This window comes from Leptospira mtsangambouensis, assembly GCF_004770475.1.
GTDB classification, from domain to species: Bacteria; Spirochaetota; Leptospiria; order Leptospirales; family Leptospiraceae; genus Leptospira_A; species Leptospira_A mtsangambouensis.
Map to the genome: position 1 here is coordinate 35,731 of NZ_RQHK01000003.1, position 18,451 is coordinate 54,181.

General features: G+C 36.2%; 21 protein-coding genes. 17 read left to right on the forward strand and 4 right to left on the reverse strand.

The window, feature by feature from the left end; genetic code table 11:
* The 9 genes from EHR01_RS19385 to EHR01_RS06780 all read left to right on the forward strand — a co-directional run bounded on the left by EHR01_RS19385 (position 1) and on the right by EHR01_RS06780 (position 6,470).
* The gene (locus EHR01_RS19385; protein WP_279638585.1) at positions 1-243 is read left to right on the forward strand and encodes a hypothetical protein; all 243 of its coding nucleotides are present in this window, start codon (positions 1-3) and stop codon (positions 241-243) included.
* Between the two features lie 12 nt (positions 244-255).
* Positions 256-450: a hypothetical protein gene (locus EHR01_RS06745; protein ID WP_135693945.1), complete on the forward strand. Its 195-nt coding sequence runs from the start codon at positions 256-258 to the stop codon at positions 448-450.
* Positions 451-569: 119 nt separating this feature from the next.
* A complete protein-coding gene (locus EHR01_RS06750) occupies positions 570-1,136 on the forward strand; it encodes a hypothetical protein (RefSeq protein ID WP_135693946.1) in 567 nt (188 codons plus the stop codon).
* Between the two features lie 139 nt (positions 1,137-1,275).
* Positions 1,276-1,905 (forward strand): DUF2306 domain-containing protein, encoded by a 630-nt coding sequence (locus EHR01_RS06755; protein ID WP_135693947.1) that lies wholly within the window; start codon positions 1,276-1,278, stop codon positions 1,903-1,905.
* A gap of 115 nt (positions 1,906-2,020) precedes the next feature.
* On the forward strand, positions 2,021-2,488 hold the full coding sequence (locus EHR01_RS06760) for a MarR family winged helix-turn-helix transcriptional regulator (RefSeq protein WP_135693948.1): 468 nt from the start codon (positions 2,021-2,023) through the stop codon (positions 2,486-2,488).
* 73 nt (positions 2,489-2,561) lie between these two features.
* The gene (locus tag EHR01_RS06765; RefSeq protein ID WP_135693949.1) at positions 2,562-3,737 is read left to right on the forward strand and encodes a thiolase family protein; all 1,176 of its coding nucleotides are present in this window, start codon (positions 2,562-2,564) and stop codon (positions 3,735-3,737) included.
* Positions 3,738-3,965: 228 nt separating this feature from the next.
* A complete protein-coding gene (locus EHR01_RS06770) occupies positions 3,966-5,162 on the forward strand; it encodes a hypothetical protein (RefSeq protein ID WP_244310005.1) in 1,197 nt (398 codons plus the stop codon).
* Between the two features lie 122 nt (positions 5,163-5,284).
* Positions 5,285-5,905 carry a hypothetical protein gene (locus tag EHR01_RS06775; RefSeq protein WP_135693951.1) on the forward strand — a complete coding sequence of 207 codons (621 nt, stop codon included), beginning with the start codon at positions 5,285-5,287 and terminating at the stop codon, positions 5,903-5,905.
* A 205-nt stretch (positions 5,906-6,110) separates the two neighbouring features.
* Positions 6,111-6,470 (forward strand): cysteine rich repeat-containing protein, encoded by a 360-nt coding sequence (locus EHR01_RS06780; protein WP_135693952.1) that lies wholly within the window; start codon positions 6,111-6,113, stop codon positions 6,468-6,470.
* 155 nt (positions 6,471-6,625) lie between these two features.
* On the opposite strand, the gene rnk is transcribed toward EHR01_RS06780, so the two are convergent.
* Positions 6,626-7,042, reverse strand: a complete 417-nt coding sequence (rnk, locus tag EHR01_RS06785; RefSeq protein ID WP_135693953.1) for a nucleoside diphosphate kinase regulator — start codon at positions 7,040-7,042, stop codon at positions 6,626-6,628.
* 149 nt (positions 7,043-7,191) lie between these two features.
* Between rnk and EHR01_RS06790 the strand changes: the two genes are divergently transcribed.
* From EHR01_RS06790 to EHR01_RS06810, 5 genes are all read left to right on the forward strand, one after another.
* On the forward strand, positions 7,192-7,629 hold the full coding sequence (locus tag EHR01_RS06790) for a MarR family winged helix-turn-helix transcriptional regulator (protein ID WP_135693954.1): 438 nt from the start codon (positions 7,192-7,194) through the stop codon (positions 7,627-7,629).
* 96 nt (positions 7,630-7,725) lie between these two features.
* Positions 7,726-8,109 (forward strand): nuclear transport factor 2 family protein, encoded by a 384-nt coding sequence (locus EHR01_RS06795; protein WP_167482937.1) that lies wholly within the window; start codon positions 7,726-7,728, stop codon positions 8,107-8,109.
* 264 nt (positions 8,110-8,373) lie between these two features.
* Positions 8,374-9,945 carry a TolC family protein gene (locus tag EHR01_RS06800; protein WP_135693956.1) on the forward strand — a complete coding sequence of 524 codons (1,572 nt, stop codon included), beginning with the start codon at positions 8,374-8,376 and terminating at the stop codon, positions 9,943-9,945.
* Positions 9,942-13,004 (forward strand): efflux RND transporter permease subunit, encoded by a 3,063-nt coding sequence (locus tag EHR01_RS06805; protein WP_135693957.1) that lies wholly within the window; start codon positions 9,942-9,944, stop codon positions 13,002-13,004. The genes EHR01_RS06800 and EHR01_RS06805 overlap by 4 nt, the downstream gene beginning before the upstream one ends.
* Positions 13,005-13,015: 11 nt before the next feature.
* Positions 13,016-13,591, forward strand: a complete 576-nt coding sequence (locus EHR01_RS06810) for a TetR/AcrR family transcriptional regulator (RefSeq protein WP_238838707.1) — start codon at positions 13,016-13,018, stop codon at positions 13,589-13,591.
* On the opposite strand, the gene EHR01_RS06815 is transcribed toward EHR01_RS06810, so the two are convergent.
* A complete protein-coding gene (locus tag EHR01_RS06815) occupies positions 13,563-14,183 on the reverse strand; it encodes a DNA-3-methyladenine glycosylase I (protein WP_135694180.1) in 621 nt (206 codons plus the stop codon). The genes EHR01_RS06810 and EHR01_RS06815 overlap by 29 nt on opposite strands.
* A 150-nt stretch (positions 14,184-14,333) precedes the next feature.
* On the reverse strand, positions 14,334-15,287 hold the full coding sequence (locus EHR01_RS06820; RefSeq protein ID WP_135693958.1) for an alpha/beta hydrolase: 954 nt from the start codon (positions 15,285-15,287) through the stop codon (positions 14,334-14,336).
* A gap of 247 nt (positions 15,288-15,534) precedes the next feature.
* Here EHR01_RS06820 and EHR01_RS06825 point away from each other — a divergent pair, with 247 nt between their 5' ends.
* A complete protein-coding gene (locus EHR01_RS06825; RefSeq protein WP_135694182.1) occupies positions 15,535-16,521 on the forward strand; it encodes a M14 family zinc carboxypeptidase in 987 nt (328 codons plus the stop codon).
* A gap of 19 nt (positions 16,522-16,540) precedes the next feature.
* Here the strand turns inward: EHR01_RS06825 and EHR01_RS06830 are convergent, their stop codons facing one another.
* Positions 16,541-17,047, reverse strand: coding sequence for a YdeI/OmpD-associated family protein (locus EHR01_RS06830; protein WP_135693959.1), 507 nt, complete (start codon positions 17,045-17,047; stop codon positions 16,541-16,543).
* Between the two features lie 180 nt (positions 17,048-17,227).
* Here EHR01_RS06830 and EHR01_RS06835 point away from each other — a divergent pair, with 180 nt between their 5' ends.
* Together EHR01_RS06835 and EHR01_RS06840 are read left to right on the forward strand one after the other, a co-directional pair.
* Complete coding sequence (locus EHR01_RS06835; RefSeq protein WP_135693960.1) at positions 17,228-17,494, forward strand: hypothetical protein; 267 nt, start codon at positions 17,228-17,230, stop codon at positions 17,492-17,494.
* A 1-nt stretch (position 17,495) separates the two neighbouring features.
* Entirely contained in the window at positions 17,496-18,437 is a 942-nt protein-coding gene (locus tag EHR01_RS06840; RefSeq protein WP_135693961.1) for a sensor histidine kinase, read from the forward strand.
* The last annotated feature ends 14 nt before the right edge of the window (positions 18,438-18,451 follow it).

Below are 18,451 nucleotides of genomic sequence, written 5' to 3' on the forward strand. Positions count from 1 at the left end.
ATGGCACAGATGGGTGCTGCTTGTATTGCTTCTGCAGGAAATGGTATTTTTTCAGGGACAGCAGTTTCAATGACAGTGTATCCTATCGTACCTGATTATAAAGAATATCCTAAGTGGGGTAGGTCTCTTACATACACAACAGGTGAGATTGGTCTTGCGGGACACTGGATCAAAATGATTTTGCATTATATGTTTATGTACAAGGCAAAATGTAAACCGGGTTGGTGGTTAATCCCTGAATGATTGGAGTTATATATGAAAACAAATGAAATGGTAGAATTGGTTTTATTAGAAAAACAAGAATTACACTCATCTTATGAACAAGGTGATTTCACTGCCGTTCCCAATGGAAAAACAAAATTCTTTCGAACGTTTTTACCCTGGCAGATGTTTCGTTTTTTTTGGATTAATCTGCGTATGATGGTGATGATTTTTAAATCTCATCATTGAATATAAAAAAACAATAAGTGTGACATTCGTCATACTTTATTTTGATAAAATATGACAATTGCAGTCTTTCAATATTATTTAAAATAAGCGATGATTCATCTTGATTTATAGGAGTTAAGATGGATCAGTTAAAAAAAAATACGTTATTTATTGGGTTGATGATTGCAAGTTTTGGCATCTCTTGTGAAACAAAGGAAAACGGTAATGGATTCGGAGCCCGCGAACTTATGGTATATAAACTTGTAGAGAATACCTTTCAAGATGAAGGATATTCTTTGCCGGAACCAGAAATCAATACTGCTTTAATGCAGATAAATGAAAATAATACTTCGACTATTACCTATCAATTAAAGAAGCTATTGGCCTGTAAAACAGGTCTTTCCGGTATTACATATCATAAAGCTGATGGCGAAATGCCGAGTTTGGATATTCATTCAATAGATATGGCAAAAACAGCAGGAGTTTATTTACAAGCTTCAAATCCTCCTACAACAGGTTCGCATCTAGATCTTTCATTGGGAATTGGAAAAAATTATGGACTTATCAACGATTGTAACGCAAAAGTTTACACAACAACAGAATCTGTTTATGAGTTAGGAGTTGCGAATTGTTTGATAGCTGATAATTTCGGTAAAGGTTCACATCAAATAAAACTGTCTTTTCGCTTGAAATGTAATAAAGAATGATTATAAAAATTTTTTTGTAGAGATTTTGTTTCGCGCAGTATCAGTTTTTGATTAGGTGATATTGCGTCGAAAGTTGATTTAACATTCTTTTCTGCTTGCTCTTTATTGAATTATGGTAAGCAATGGGCAAGAGTTCCCTATGGCATCTTATTCTAAGAAAGATTATTTCATCATCAGTTCTCTTTTATTTTTGAGTTTGGTTCCTACACTCGCTGGGATCTTTCGGTTACTACAATTAACCACCGGTGGAAATATAACAGCCGATAACCAAAGGTTCTTCAATGACCCAATCCCTGTTTTCGTTCATATAGTTGGTGTGATTTTTTTTGGTGTTCTTGGTGCCTTCCAGTTTTCACCTGGGTTTCGGAAACAACATATCAAGTGGCATCGAATTTCGGGAAGATTTTTGGTGTTCATGGGACTTATTTCTGCATTGTCCGGTTTATGGTTAACACTAACATATCCTCGTGTTCCGACGGATGGTGATTGGTTGTATGGAATTCGTCTGGTCGTAGGCATTTGGATGACCGCTTGTATATCCGTTGGATTCCTTTTTATTTTAAAAAGAAATATATTAAAACATAGTCATTGGATGATTCGTGGTTATGCGATTGGTATGGGAGCCGGAACCCAAGTGTTCACTCACTTGCCATGGTTTGTCTTTATGAGTGGAGAACCTTCAGGAATTCCAAGAGATTTAATGATGGGTGCCGGTTGGTTCATTAATTTTATTTTTGCTGAATGGGTGATTCGAAAAAAGAAATTCTAAAGCCCAGAAAGGAACTTTTGACTCTTTTTGCAGGAGCGGGTGTAAAAAGTGTGTGTTGTCATTTGGTTGACAGAATGGTGTATATGCACTTTTCTTGCTACTTAGGTGGTTTGAAATGAAATACTCTCATGAAGATTTAAAACAAATTGGATTGTCCTGTTTGAATCTAAGCCTCCGAAGGACAAGTCGGCTCGTCACGAGTTATTATGATTCAATGTTAAAACCATCTGGACTTCGGATCACACAATTCACCGTACTTGCCGGGATCGAATATGGAAAAGATCTCAGTATTACAGATCTTTCTCGTATTACTGACATCGATCGAACTACTTTGCAAAGAAGTTTAGAAATTTTGAATCGAGACGGTCTAATCAATATAGAAAAAAAAGAAATTGGTAATGTAAGGAGTCTCACTCTAACAAAAAAGGGGGAGACCAAATTGGCTCAAGCGATAGAACTTTGGAGGTTGGCACAAAAAACAATGATTGATGAGTTGGGGAAATCTGCGTTCAAACATACCTTAAATAGTTTAACCGAATTAAGAGGTCTTCCTGTTTTGCAGGTTGGATTTGAAACGGAGTAAATAAGTAGGAATGTTTGAATTTAGAAAAAATCGATTAGCGTATAGTGTATATACACTATAAAAGGAGAAAACAATGGTAGTTATATTAGATGGAGTCAGAACTCCGTTTGGAAAATTTGGTGGTGGATTAAAAGATTATAGTTCTTCAGAGTTAGGGGTCATTTCGGCAAAAGAAACGATTCGTAAAACAGGATTGGATCCTGAAGAAATTGAAGAATCCATTTATGGGAACGTAATCCAAGATGATAAGGATTCTGCCTATTTGGCAAGGCATATTGGACTAAGGTCAGGACTAAAAGAAAACTCAAGTGCACTTACGGTCAATCGCCTTTGTGGATCTGGAATGGAAAGTGTTATCATTGGTGCTCGTAAAATTCTTTCTTTTGAAAACGATCTATTACTTGTTGGTGGAACCGAATCCATGAGTAATGCTCCTTTTGTTGTAAAAAATGTTAGGTGGGGAAATAAGTATGGAGACACAATACTCGAAGACCGTTTAGCACAAAGTTTAACTGATTGTTTTGTAGATTTAACAATGGGAGAGACTGCTGAGAACATTGCAAAACAGTTTCAAATTTCTAGATCGGATCAGGATGATTGGGCGGGTATTTCTCAAGTCCGCGCAGAAAAGGCAACAGAGTCAGGGATTTTATCTGAGGAGATGGTTCCTATTATAAGCAAAGGAAAAAATGCAATTGTCATCCAAAAGGATGAACAGATCCGAGGAGTGTCCTGTGTTGAACAACTTAAGAAACTACCGACTGCTTTTTTAAAAGAAGGGAGTGTCACTGCAGGGAATTCATCAGGGATCAATGATGGAGCCGCATCTCTTCTCATTGCTTCGGAGAAATGGACTCAAAAGAAAAATCTAAAACCATTAGCAAAAATATTAGGATATGCGAATGTAGGTTGTGATCCTAAAATGATGGGCCTTGGCCCTGTTTTTGCTATCCCAAAAGCATTGGCAAATGCTGGAGTTCAGATGGATGAAGTAGATTTGTTTGAAATCAATGAAGCTTATGCCGCCCAAACTTTGGCTGTTATACGAGAGTTAAAATTAAACCCAGAAAAAACGAATGTGAATGGAGGAGCCATTGCCATTGGACATCCGCTTGGTGCCAGCGGAACACGTGTCATACTCACTCTTGCCAATGAGTTGCGAAGAAAAAATTTGCGTTTTGGAGTGGCTTCTCTTTGTATCGGTGGAGGGCAAGGGATTGCAATCGTATTAGAGAATTCTGATTTTTGAAATTGGATGATATCCTACAGGGCCAAGTTTTTTCCTTTGTTTGAATGGAAATTCTTGGCCATTTTTTCTTAGAACGTTCATTCTGTTTTTGGAGCTATTTTAAAACGTTTTTAGCGGTATTTTTGAAATAAATTGAATGGCCGGTTCAGTAAATCATTGTTTTTAGCTTTTGGTAGTACACATTGCAACTGTTAAATCAACACTATGCTAAAAATTGGGGAAATCCTTATGAAAGGTCTTTTGATATTCTTTTTACTTCTGAGTACATTCTTTTGTAGTCCTTCCAAAAAAAATGATCTTACCGATGTTTTTATTTTGGGTTCATTGTTTCTTTCTCAAAAGAATATTTCCTTTCGAATTGTGGATCCCCAGAACCCACAGTTTATATTTCAAAACTCAAAATCTGGACTGGGAAATCAATCATTGCCAAATCGATTTTTAAACGATGGTAAATTAAATCATTCAGTTGGTTGTATGAAGGCAAGGATTCAGGTTCATTCAATCTTTTTATGGGAAAAGGGAATTGTTTCTCCAGGTCAAGAACGTATCGCAAATGCTGCAACAGTTGTTTTTGATGGAGAGTGGATTGATAACCTAAGTGGTGGTCGCATGAAAGTTTCTTATCCGCTTGATTCTGGAGAAACTATCTTTGGAATTGGTGGTCTTGCCAATGCCAATGCTTTTGCTTGGAAAGATGGAAAATATGATCGGATTGGACTTCGTATTGGTTCCATAAAATGTCAATTAGACGATTCGAAATTGGAAAACCAACATAACAAACATTTGGTTTATAGTATGTGGAATGAATCGGAATTGGGGAAATCTGACCCTCAATATGGGAAAAGAAAAATAGTTCTGGCTTATCCTTTTGATGATGGCATTAAAAAGGTAAATAGTGTTGGTTTTATTATCTCTGCCACAACAGGTTATTTAGGTTTAGATGTTCTTAGAAATTATCACCCGCGTATTCATAGAAATGCCGGCACGGAAGCTGCCGAACTAGCAGATCCAATAGGGAACAGTTTTTGGGATTATTTAGGTGCCCCATATACGGATCGCCTCGACTTTGAGTATTTAGACAATGAATACTCAATGGATCGATATACAGAGGACGGAATTATTGTTTTGAATTTGCCGGAAGGAAATCGAGAGACTTTGGTTTTGAATATGTCTGCTTTGAATAATTTTGTCTACCAAACAGAACAAGGATTGTCATCTGCAAAGTTTTCTCCCATCGATTTCATTAAATTTGATTATAAACCAAATGAATTTTATGATTATTATTTAAATACAAACTTTATTGCTACCAATGGAAGGTATCTGGAACAATGGGTTCTTCCAACTCCTGGACCAAACCAACCAGATCCTTCAAATGGCAGAGATATTGGTTTTTTCCTTCCTACATTTTCCATTAGTAAAGAATAAAACAAAGTTACAAATTTCTTTGAAACCTTCGGAATGAGGTTTTCATAGAGGTTTTCCTGTTTTACTTTTCGCTTTTCTTTTTTTGGTTCTTAAACTGAATAGAACCAAAATAGAAAAATCCAATGCTAAGTATCATTATTCCAACGGACAACGGCGAAAACTATTTATTTCAAAGTTCCTTACTTGGGTTTGCCAATCATCCAGAAATAGAAATCATTCAAATCAATACATCGGAAGCTGTTACCAGGGCGGAGAGATTAAACATTGGGTTTCACAAATCGAAGGGAGAAATTGTATTATTCCATCATCCAAGAACTAAACTTCCTAAAGAGGCAATTGATCACCTAATCCAGATAAGTTGCAATAAAGAAAATAAAGAAATTTGGGGCGGTTTTTTGCATCGATTTGATGAGGATCATTTTTTATTACGTTTGATTTCTTGGTATTCAAATTGGATTCGAGTAAAGTATAAAGGTATCGTTTATTTGGACCATTGTGTTTTTTTTGACCGTAAACTTTGGAAATCTGATTTGAGTTTGGATTTTATCTTTGAAGACACAGAATTGAGTTTAAAGTTTAGAAAATTCATTTGGCCAGTTTTACTACCTTATACCGCCATTACTTCTGCACACAGATTCCAAAAGAACGGAATCATCAAACAGTCCTTACTCAATCTATTTTTAAAATTGGGACATTGGCTTCATTTACCTTCCTCAGTTCTTTTTTCGTTTTACCAAAAATAAATGATATCCAAAGATTTTTGACAAGCATTGGTTTTTTAAAAAAAGAGGAAATCCGTTTTTGGGAAGTTTTAAATTGAATGATTTTGTTCAATGAAAGATCCAAATCTTACAATCAAATGGACTATTTTTTGATTTGCAGATAACAAAAAGATCAGGTAAATTCAACCTGACTTCCAATCTAGATAAAACGAGGAACAATAGATTTATGAATCGATTTATACTTTTTCTTTTAGTCTGTTTTCATATCAGTTTGTTTGCAGAGACAAAAACAATTTATGAAATCTGTAAACCTGAAATAACCAGTTTTTGTCAGGGAGTCAAACCTACCAAAGCTCGTATTTTACAATGTTTGAAAGAACGTGGGAAAAATTTATCAGAAGCCTGCGAAGCCGGACAAAACGCCCTTTCAGATTCGATGAAGGAGAAGTCCCAAGGATTTTGTAAGGAAGATGTGAGTGAATACTGTCGTTGGATCATTCCGGGGGGAGGTCGTATTCTGAAATGTTTGTTTCAAAATGAAACTTCGATTTCTGCTCCATGTAAAGCCGTATTAAATGAAACCTGACAAGCGCTAGTGGATCCGTAGGGCCTTGGTCTGCCGAATGGCAGACGGGAGCGTAAGCGGACCCCGGAGGAGCCCGGCCCATTAAACTATAAGACCATCAAATGACATGGGATTGGGAGCGCCAGACCTATGTTAAATTCAATGGTTTTTATTTTTTAGAGATGAAAGTCACCGTTTGCTTCTGGTTGGTATTTGACATTGGTGATTTGGAAGAGATTTTCACCTCCAGGAAATTTCCATTGGATGACATCTCCGGTTTTGTAACCTAAGACGGCCGTTCCGATAGGAGCTAAAACAGAAATTTTGTTTTCTTCTGAATTTGCTTCTTCGGGGAATACCAATTGAAATTCTTGAAACTCTAATTCTTCGAGGTTTTTTAACTCGATAATTGAGTTCATTGTGACAAAGTTAGCTGAAATAACACGTGAGTCTACTTTTTGTGCTCTTTCAATTTCACCGAGTAGGTCTTTGATATTGTTATCTACTTTGTTTTTTTTGGTATGATCCGAAATCATAAGTTTGAGTCGGTCATAATCAAAATGTGTTAGACATATTTTGTTTTGTGTATTCATTAAAATACTCCTTTTCATTTGTGCAAAACTTTATACTATAATGTATAGGAAGTATCTGTCAAGAATGATTGATTGGCAGAACTTTTCTCTGGAACCGTATATTTCCTTGACAATCCTTCAGTTCTTTTTATTGTTGCTATAGCAACAATATGTCTGATGCGTTTGATTTTGAAAATTCCTATGCTTATTTGATCTATCGGACGGTCCGTGTCTTACGACGCCAGTTTATGAGACTTGCTTCGGCAAATGGGTTGGAGTTATTTCCAGAGCAGTGGTTTGTTCTCGTTCGTTTGGTGAAACAACCTGGTTGTAGCCAGTCTGATTTAGGAAGAGATTTTGATGATCGGCCTTCTATGGCTCGTGCTCTTCGGAATATGGAAGAGAAAGGTTGGATCAAAATTCAAGCTGATCCGGAGGATGGTAGAAAAAATCAAGTATTCCCTACAAAAAAGGGATCAGAGATTTATCAGTTGATGGCTACTGTGGTGACAGAAGAGAGAAAACGAATGTTCAAAAAACTTTCGGCCCAAGATTTTAAAAATTTCAAAAGAATCATCGATCAAATTTATGAGGAATCATTGGATTGATTTTTTTTATACATATTGTTGCTATAGCAACAAATATAAGTTATCGGATGATAGGTGTAATTGTATTTTAGTAATCGCAAAAGAAGGATAATGACAATGACAAACCAAACAATAGTAGAAACAAATCAGGATATTTTGAAGAGGGAATTTCTCTCTCTTATGAAGAATATTGATGAAAGGAAAATTGCAGAAGTGGAGTCTGGGTTTCATCCGGACTATGCAGATAGTGTGTCGATCAAAGGAAGTGCTTCTGTGTTTAGTTCTGATAAAACAAAGTATATTGATTCTCTAAAAGAAGGGAAAATTGGTGGAGTGGACAGGGCTGTGCACATCCATTCGATTGAATTTTTGGATCAATTTGGATTTGTAAAAGCTGATTTGGAAAGTCCAGTGATGAAGTTTCAATCTTTGTATACGTTCTACAACAACCAAGATGGATGGAAGATGATCAAAGCTGTGGTGGTGGCCGAAAAGAAATAAATTTGGAGAATTTAGATCCAGAAGGTTTCCGTTTTTCGTTGATCTGGCCTGACCGATAAACCTTTCTGGATTCTTTGCTTTTGCGGCGACTGCATTGGATCAAAGGGAACTCTTGTTCCAAAAGTCGTAATTCCTCTTACATTTTTTCATTTTTCCTCGTACAAATCCGGCCTATTTCTCGTTTTCTAAGGATTCTCATTTTTTTACTTGCATGGAAACAAAAGAAACTATATTTGTTTCCTAAAGAAACAAAGGATACAAAATATGTTTCCAAAGCAAATGATCGAAACCAAGAAATTTTCTACCACCATGGGGCTTATGGCAGTGATTTTCGCCCTTTTTGCTGGAATGGGCCCACTTTCGGCCAAAGAACCAGCGAGAACTATTTCCTTGCGGATGGATGATATCCTGAAGATGGCCTGGGAAAACCAAGTTGGCCTACAAACACTGAAGCTGCAGTTAAAGACAACAAACTACGATTGGGAAAAAGCAAACGGGGCTTACGCATGGACTGCAGAGGCGAAGGGGACCGCAAAGAACACCACAAACTTCAACCTTCCTCAATATGCCATCCAAGGAACAAGAATCACAGATAACAGTCTACAGGCGGGAATTAATAAAAAGTTTAGCACAGGAACGTCTCTTGGAATTGCAGTCATCGACAATCGTTTTGAAACGAATGCCGGTAAAACACAAAGTTCGAGTGGGTTCTCGAGTTTTGCCCAACCCTCTTATCATTTTGCTACTGTTGGTATTAATATCAGTCAGGATCTTTTAAAAAACTTTTTTGGATATCAGGACAGATTGAAATTAGCGACTGCTAGACGATCATCCTCCATCCAAAGGTTGAATACGTTAGATTCTTTATCAAAAAGTTTAGTGAACTCACTCATTGAGTTTTGGAATTTAAGTTTGTCAGAAGAGATTTTTCAGACAAATTCATCACTTCTTGGAAATGCAAAAACGATTCGAGATATTTATTCCAAAAAAGCAAACTTTGGACTGGATCCAACAGGTGACATCCACCAATGGAATTCCATTGTTCTGACTGCTACCAGTGCTGTTAAAAATTCCGAATTGGAAAGAAACAAAAACCGACGTGATTTACTTGCCTCACTAGGGAAGGAACCGGAAGAGAACTTTTCTTTTTTACCAGTTTTGATTGAGGAAAAAATTGCAGTCACTTCGAATTACGAAGAAGAGGTGATCGCTGCCCTTGAAAAAAGATATGATGTGCGAGCAGCACTATTACAACTAAAAAACTCTGAAGATAATTTTAAGTCAGCAGACAACGGTTTGTTGCCAAAGTTTTCAGTAGGTGGGACATACAATTTTAAAAATTATGACCAACAGTTTCCCCAAGATTTCTATGGAATCCTTGGTGGAAGGTTTAATCAAAACACTGCCGAATTTAAATTGGAATATCCATTAGGAAATGAGATTGCGGAAGCCGAATACAAAAAAGCCGAATCTGAAAAAAGACAAGCTCAGTTGGAATGGACAGAAGCTCAAAACAAAGTAAGGGCAGATTTATTATCGAAACGAGAAAACTTAAATGTTAGTTATGAACTCTTTTTAGAGGCCAAAAAAAACAAAGAGGAAAGTAAACTTTTTTATGATAAAGCTCTATCTGCTTTTCGTAACGGGAGAGGGACTTCCGTTGTTTTAAAAAATGCTATGGATGCCTATGTTAGGTCTCAGTCCAATCATTCTCAATCTCTCATCACTTACAATATTGCCATCGTACAATATGAAATTTCCAAAGGAACATTCTTTGAAAAATATTCTTTAGATCCAGAACAACTAACATTACTTAATACAGAGGAAACCCAATGAATTTAGCAAAATTATCGATACAAAGGCCAGTATTCATTGCCTGTACGGTGATTCTCATCGTTGTGGTTGGGATTGTGAGTTTTGGTAAACTCGGGGTTGAAAACTTCCCTGATATGAGTATTCCCACCATTTCCGTCAATGTCACTTATCCAGGTGCTGCTCCAAATGAAATCGAAACCTTGGTCGCCAAACCAATTGAAGATGATCTTTCTACCATTTCAGGATTAAAAAAACTCCGATCTATTTGTAATGAAGGTTCGGCTGTGATTGTGGCTGAATTTTCCTCAGAAACTGTAATTAGTTATGCGGAACAACAAATCAGGGATAAGGTAGCCTTTGCCAAAAAAAAATTACCCGCGGAATTGGAAGAACCAGTCATCAAACGATTGGATCCAGCTGACCAACCGATCTTAAGTATTTCCCTTCAATCCAAATTAAGTGATAATGAGTTTTACGATTTTGCCTCTGAAACAATCAAACAAAGGTTAATTTCTGTTTCGAATGTAGGTTCAGTGGATATTGTAGGAGGGCGAAAAAAAGAAATTTGGGTGGAGTTAGATCGAAATCAGTTGAAAGCAAGGAACTTGTCTGCTTCACAGGTTTCGCAGAGAATTGCTGCCGGTGGTGCCAATATCCCTGCAGGAAAAGTTCGTGGGGTAGAGTCAGACTTATCCTTTCGAACCATTAATGAATACAGAAGTTTTGATGAAATTCGAAATGTTCCTATTAGTTTTTTGAATAACGAAATTCCCATTCAGTTGTCAGATGTGGGACGTGTCCTTGTTGGTTCGGAGGATATTACCTCTCTTGCATATTGGAATGGAAAACCCGCCCTTTTTTTACTGGTTTATAAACAATCAGGAGCTAACTCAGTGCAGGTGGCAGATGGTGTTAAGAAGAAGGTAAACGACCTTCAGAAAGAATTTCCAGAAGTAACATTCGATTATTATAATGATTCTTCTAAAGTAGTAAAAGACAATGTTTGGGACGTAGAAGAATCCATCTATATTGGAATTGCACTGACTATCATTGTAGTTCTATTCTTTTTGGGGAGTGTGCGTTCGACTTTAATTACAGGCCTTGCTCTACCTACCTCACTCCTTGGATCTTTTATCCTTATGGGTCTTGCTGGATTTACCATCAATCAAATGACATTACTTGCCATGTCACTTGCGGTAGGGCTTCTGATTGATGATGCGATTGTGGTCAGAGAAAATATTCATAGACATAAAGAAATGGGTAAGGATAGCAAACAGGCCGCCCTAGATGGAACAAAAGAAGTGACTCTTGCGGTTCTTGCTACTACCTTTGCCATCCTTGCTGTGTTTGGGCCCATTGCTTTTATTGATGGTGTGATTGGACAAATTTTACGTCCTTTTGGACTTACTGTTTGTTTTGCCTTACTCATTTCGTTATATGATGCCTTAACCATTGCACCAATGATGTCAGCCTACTTTGGGGGAGAGCTCAAAACCAAAGAGCCAAACAAAATAGAAAAATTTCTTTCGATTCCTTTACATGCCTTTGACAGGTTCCAAGAAAAATTAACGAATGGATATGTAAAAACATTAGAGGTATCGACCAAACATCCGTTGTTGGTATTGGCCATTGCTCTTTTTATATTTGTAAGTAGTATCTTTGTTTCTAAAACATTAAAATCTGAATTCATCCCTACGCAAGATTTAGGTCAATTTACAGTAACCTTTGAATTGCCACCGGGTTCTAGTGTGGAAGCGACAAAAAAACTAAACGAGGAAGTGAATGCACTTTTACGATCCAAGAAGGAAGTATATCTAACTGCTGGATATGTAAAACAAAACAAAATTGATATTTATGTGGAGCTTGTATCTTCCAAAAAGAGAAAACTAAATACTCCTCAATTTAAAGAATACATTAGAAAGGAACTGATTCTATACTCTGATGCAAAACCAATAGTTAAAAACTATGATGCAATCGGTGGTGGGCAAAGATCTTTTTCTTTTGTCATTACGGGAAATGATGCGGAAAAAATGGAATCTTATAGCAAACTTCTCTTTGAAAAAATCAAAAAAATTCCTGACCTAACAGACCCTGACATTAGTTTGCGAGAAGGTGCTCCTGAATTTAAAATTGTTCCGAAAGGAGAACAAATTGTAAGGTTAGGTGTGAACCCACAGTCTCTTGGTAGAGAACTAAGAACCATCGTGGAGGGTGATACATCCGCTGTGTTTCGTGAAAATAACTTAGAATACGACATCCGTGTTCGTATGTTAGAAAATCAAAGAAACATTGAGAAGAATTTTAATCAGGTGATGGTTCCGAATATCAACGGTTACTTGGTTCCGCTTTCTTTTGTAACCTCTGGTGTTTCGACCACGGGTCCGGCCACCATCCAAAGACAAAACCGAAGTCGTTCGGTTGAAATTTCAGCAGATACAGATCCGAATGGGCGTGGGTCTGGATACACAATGTCCGAACTACAAAGGATATTAAAAGAAGACCTACCTCTTCCAGAAGGAATCAAAGTTTCCTATAGTGGACAAACCGAGAACTTGGAATCTACGGGAAAAAATATGGCCATTGCCCTTGGGCTTGGAGTTGTGTTTATTTATTTGGTTCTTGCATCTTTGTATGAAAGTTTTATCATCCCGATCTCCATTTTGGTGGTGATTCCTTTGGCGATGACAGGTGCATTTTTCGGACTTTTTCTTACCGGGAAATCAATGGATATATTTGCTAACATTGGAATGATTTTACTTTTTGGATTGGCTACTAAAAACTCGATTCTTCTCATTGATTTTGCAAAAGACTTACAAAAAACTGGAGTGGATACGAGGACGGCGCTTATCGAAGCGGGTAGGGCAAGGTTAAGACCTATTCTTATGACATCGATTGCACTGATTGCAGGTATGTTACCTGTGGCCATTGGACTCAATGAAGCCTCGAAACAGAGAACCAGTATGGGAGTGACTGTCATTGGAGGATTGATTTCTTCCACGATTTTGACTCTTTACGTGATCCCAGCGGTTTATCAGTATATTACGCGATTGATTGATTCCATGAAGAAAAGGAAAAAGTGAGGGTTTTGCATTTGGATCCAGTTCAAATTAGAATATTAGAAAAAGCGGAAGAACTTTTCCTGAAGTATGGATATTCCAAAACGAAAATGGAAGAAATTGCAAGTTCTCTGAAGATTAGTCGTAAAACATTGTATAAATATTATTCCAATAAACAAGACCTTATGGAATTTTATATGGATTATAAACAAACAGAGATTCAAAAAATCATCCAAGAGATTGCAAACGATGAAACTCTAACAGCGGTGCAAAAGTTTTCTAAAATGCACAGATCGCTTGTGGAGGAATCACCGTATGTGATGAATGATTTGTTTATCCGAGAAATTTCAGAAATGTTTCCGCAACATATGGAACGATTTAAAAAACGAAGGGAAAAAGAAATTCCTGAGTCTATTGGCAAAATATTTAATATGGCAAAAATGAAAGGAGAACTTCGGGATGGATTTATGCCCGAGGTTGCCGTTCATCTCTTTCTTTCTTCGATTGAAATGATTCTTAGTAACAAAAATTCTATCACAATTCCATTGAACATTCATGAATTTCAACTGGAAGTTGTGAATGTTATTTTTTACGGGGTTCTGAAGAGATAGAAGTTAATTCTTTATAACGAAAACAACTTTCTATATGGTCATTGACTAACCCACAGGCTTGCATATGTGCATAGATGACCGTACTTCCTACAAACTTGAATCCACGTTTGATTAGATCTTTACTCAATGCATCGGATTCTTTTGTGGTTGCAGGGACTTCTTTTAAACTTTTTCGTCGATTGATGATTGGTTTGTGGTTTACAAAACTCCAGATGTACTCATCAAAAGATCCAAACTCTTTTTGAACTTCTAAAAATCGTTTTGCATTGTTGACCGCTGCAAATACCTTCAACCGGTTTCTTACAATGGATGGATCGAGAAGGATGGTTTCCAGTTTTTCATCAGTAAATTTTGCGACCTTTTTTGGATCAAAGTTTGCAAAATTTTTTCTGTAACCCTCTCGTTTCTTTAAGATCGTCGACCAACTAAGGCCTGCTTGTGCACCTTCTAAAATTAAAAATTCAAAATGAGTATTGTCATCGTGAACGGGAACTCCCCATTCCTTATCATGGTATTGGATATATTGGTCAAATTTGAGACACCAGGAACATCGTTCCAATTTTAGTGGGAGATTGTTTCCATTCTGATCCATTGAGTCATCCATTGGTTTGTTCACAAAACATAATCTTCATGATAGACTAAAATTAGTCAATAGGAATGGGAAATGGATTGTGATCATTAATTTGTCTAATTATCGAAGTACATATAAATTAAACTGAGAAAGCTTCTACCAAAGTTTTAGTTACAATGTTTTTAAAAAGTTTTCAATTGCCTTATCTCGTTCCTTCAATTTTCCGAAAAGAATTCCATAATGATTTGTTTTTATTTCTTTTCCTGTGGAAGAGGGGATCCTTTTTAACATGGACTCAAATGAATCTTTGGGCAATAAATCATCGTTTGGAAATAAATTCATTTCAGTTGCTCGAAGGATGAGAGTCGGTGTAGGAATTTTTTCAAATTCCAATTTTTTGTTTTCCAACATTTTGGAAATCACATGTTTCGGACTCTTGATCAGATACTTAAAAACATAAAACAAATTCATAGATCCACCCATTTCCTTTAGTTCCTCCTCCATTACATATTTAGGCATATGACAGATATATCCCCCGGGAATTTTTTCCAGTTCAAGTCGAAAGTATTCTTCAATTTCTTTTGACCATTGCGATATGAGAGGTGAGTTTTTTACTAGGTTTAAATATTCTTCTATCGATGAGTACACAACGTCCAATCTTTCAAAAGATTGTTGTAACACTTTTAATATTTGAATTCTTTTTCTAAGAGAAAGGAGTCCGCCACCATCCATGAGTATCATAGCTTTTATTTCATTCGGATAAAGAATGGCATAACGAAGAGCGATCATACATCCAAAGGAATGTCCAAATAATATTGGATTTTTAACTTTGTAATGTGTTAAGATTGACTTTAGATCATCGAGATGGTTACGGAATCCATAATTGGACTCAGGTTTGTCCGATTTTCCTCGTCCTCTCAGATCATAAGAGATTACCCGATGGCCTAAGCGGTTGAGTCGCTCGGCAAGAGATTTCATAGAATATAGGTTGCCTGATAAACCATGGAGACAAACGATTGTTTGTTTTTTGCCTGGCCAAATCCCTGTGTGGATTTTGGTTCCATTTGAATTAATCCATTCTTCTCTGTATTTCTTTTGTTTGGATTTGGGAGTTGGTTGATTCATAAAATTGATTCGCAATGAAAGAGGATTCTTTGCTATTGAAATCATAAAATGGTTTTGAGTTTATGATTTCAATAGAATTAGTTTGTCTCTCTTTTTGTTTTCTTATATTTTTCGTAACCAAATTGTAATATATTTTTCTTAAATAGAATTTCTCTAAAATGATTCTTTTTGCGACAGTGAGGAATGCCTCTTCAAATGATAGAAGGTAGTTGGGACAAAGTAGGCCAGGGATAGTGGGTAAAAATTGATGCTTAGAGGAATGAAACGTCTAAATCGATATGAAAACAGGATATTAAAGATTGTTAAGTTAGGTGGTAAACTAGTCCGATTCAAACAGTTTGGTTTTTCAACAAAAACGGAAGTTGGGTTTCGTTTTCCAATTTATGTTTTGGAGATTGGAAAAGAAAGTGCCATCAAACGGAACGTAGCCGGTCTTGTCGCAGGTGTACATGGACTCGAAACAATCGGTATCCGCGTTCTGTTGGATTTTTTGGATGATCTCTTTGCTCGCAAATCTTCTGAATTGTATCGTGAAATTAAAGATGGTGAATTAGGGATTGTTTGTATTCCTATCTTAAATCCTGGCGGGGTTGCAATGAAACGTAGATCAAATCCAAAAGGTGTCGATTTGATGCGGAATTCCGGAGTGGAAGCTGAGAAAGCTCCTTTCTTTTTTGGCGGGCATAAAATTTCAAATGTCTTTCCTTATTATCGAGGAAATATTCTGCAAGCTGAGTCGAGAGTTTTGGATCGTTTTTATAGTGAATACTTTTTGCCTGCAAAAAATACAATGATTCCAGTGATAGACATCCACTCAGGATTTGGTGCAGTGGATCATGTTTGGTGGCCTTATGCAGGTACACATGATCAATGTGTGGATGAATCGTTGTTTCAAAAAATAGCAAATCATCTTACGACTAAGTTAAATCATATATTATATCGATTTGGACCTCAGAGTGAGACTTACACAACACATGGAGATCTTTGGGATCGTTTGTATAACGAATTTCAAAAATCAAAAGAACTTTCCCCTACAAAAGATTCAAGGTTTCTTCCATTAACACTTGAGATTGGAACTTGGTCAGACATCCAATTAGATCCTTGGAAAGTCTTTAGAAAACGTGGGATTTTTAATCCAGCAAGAGAGTCCAAAAAAGAATCTATCATAAGTCACAGGAAATTTCTAACGGATGTATTGCGGTTGGCTAAAATGAATCCAGAAGAATTGTTGTAACAGATTTCAGGATTACGATTCAAAGTTTTTTAGTCATTTCTCTTCCTAAAAACTTTCCTTTTCCTAACAGATAAAGGATGACTCGATCTACGTTATCCTTTTTACTTTTTTCCGATTTTACTTTAAAAATATAACGCATGATTTCATGTTGAAGAGAGGGGCTTAGACTATGAAATATTTTTTTCGCTTCTTTGTTTTTGGTGAGGGCCTCTTGTAGTTCTTGTGCAACTGGGTGTTCTGCTGATTCTGGATTGAATTTTATTTCAAACCGTGCCTTATCTCCTACTTCTTTTTTGGCTGCTTTTCTCATGGGAGTATTGAGATAAAGTCGCCATTCTCCTTGGTATTTAACGAGTGTTTGTGTAAATTCGATTCCTTCTATTTTGAGAATCACTCTAATTTTACCTCTATCTGTTTGTGCTTGTTCCATTAGGGTCAGTAAAATGGATTTTGGTAGAAAAACAAACGGATTGATCCCTATGATTTCTATTTTGGCAGTAAATGGTAAAAAATGGTGATCGGACATTCAGTTTTTGTATGAAACATATTTCTAGCCGGACAATCAATTTTTTTACAATGATTTGATTCAATTAATTTCGGAAGTCTTATGTTCCTTTTTTTGGGAAATTATCACTTTACCGTAAACAAAACCCTGTTATAGTATATCCTCTGGGAAAAGTAGAATTTGTCCGGTTTTTAAAAAGATATGTATCAAATTAGTGAAGTATTGAATCTTATTTTTGACACTATTGGGCTACTTATCACCTTACGCCTGCTTTGGTCAGGACTTATCCCGAAATTCTATTTTTTGATTTTAGGATTTGTTTGTGTTTGGCTTAGCAATATTTTCACAGTTGTGGAAGGTTACATCTTCCCTGATTTTTTTAATGTATTGGAGCATTCATTTTATTTTATTTCTTCATTACTTTTTTTGGTCAGCTTGAAAAAAGAGATTTTGGTTGCGGCACGCTGATATGGGTTTTATAGCAATACTCAACCTGTTAAGTTTGTTGGTTTATGTTATAGCAATTGTCATGATCATAAAAAGCTTGATTCGCAAGCCAAGTTATCGGGGGGAGGGAGCATTTATATTAATTTTGGCGATAATTCCTTGTTATGTGAGCATTTCTAATGTTTTTGAACATGGATTCTCAATTGATTATTTTGATGACTATGAAGGTTTTTTTAAAGATCTGTATGCAATGTTTTTTTTGATTTATTTATATGTTCATTCTGTCAAAAAAGAGCAGGCTCAACGTATTGAACATGAAAGACAGATAAAATCCGATTTTAAACTAAAAACAAAGTTATTAACGGAGATTCATCATAGGGTGAATAATAATTTGCAGATCATATCAGGACTTTTGGCAATGCAAGTAGAGTCTGAGAACGATATAAAATTAACTACCTCCTTAGGATTGATTCAGAATCGTATTATGGCGATTGCTTCTGTTCATAAGATTATTTATGGTTCCCCTAATTTGTTATACGTTGATTTGAATCGTATTTTTGATTCTATTTTAGGTAATTTAAAAAATACTTATATAAACAATGAAAACAAATTTGAACTAAATGATTCCATTGAAAAAGGATTGGAAATGGATTTAGATAGGGCCATTCCTATGGGATTAATTTTAAATGAGTTGGTATCTAATTCCTTTCGACATGCATTTATGAGTCGTAATTCTGGAAAGATCGAAGTACATCTCGGAAAAGTGGAAGACCAATTTTTACTGATTGTAAAAGATGATGGTCCCGGAATCGATAATTCAGTGTTAGATGGAAGAGGGATGGGTTTGACCTTAGTAAAAAATCTGGTAAAACAATTGCGAGGAACCATCGTATTTGAAAAACGAAGTGGCGCCATCATTGAGATAAGATTTCCAATTGTAAATCAAAACCCAATTCATATATAGTTTTGATTGTTGGA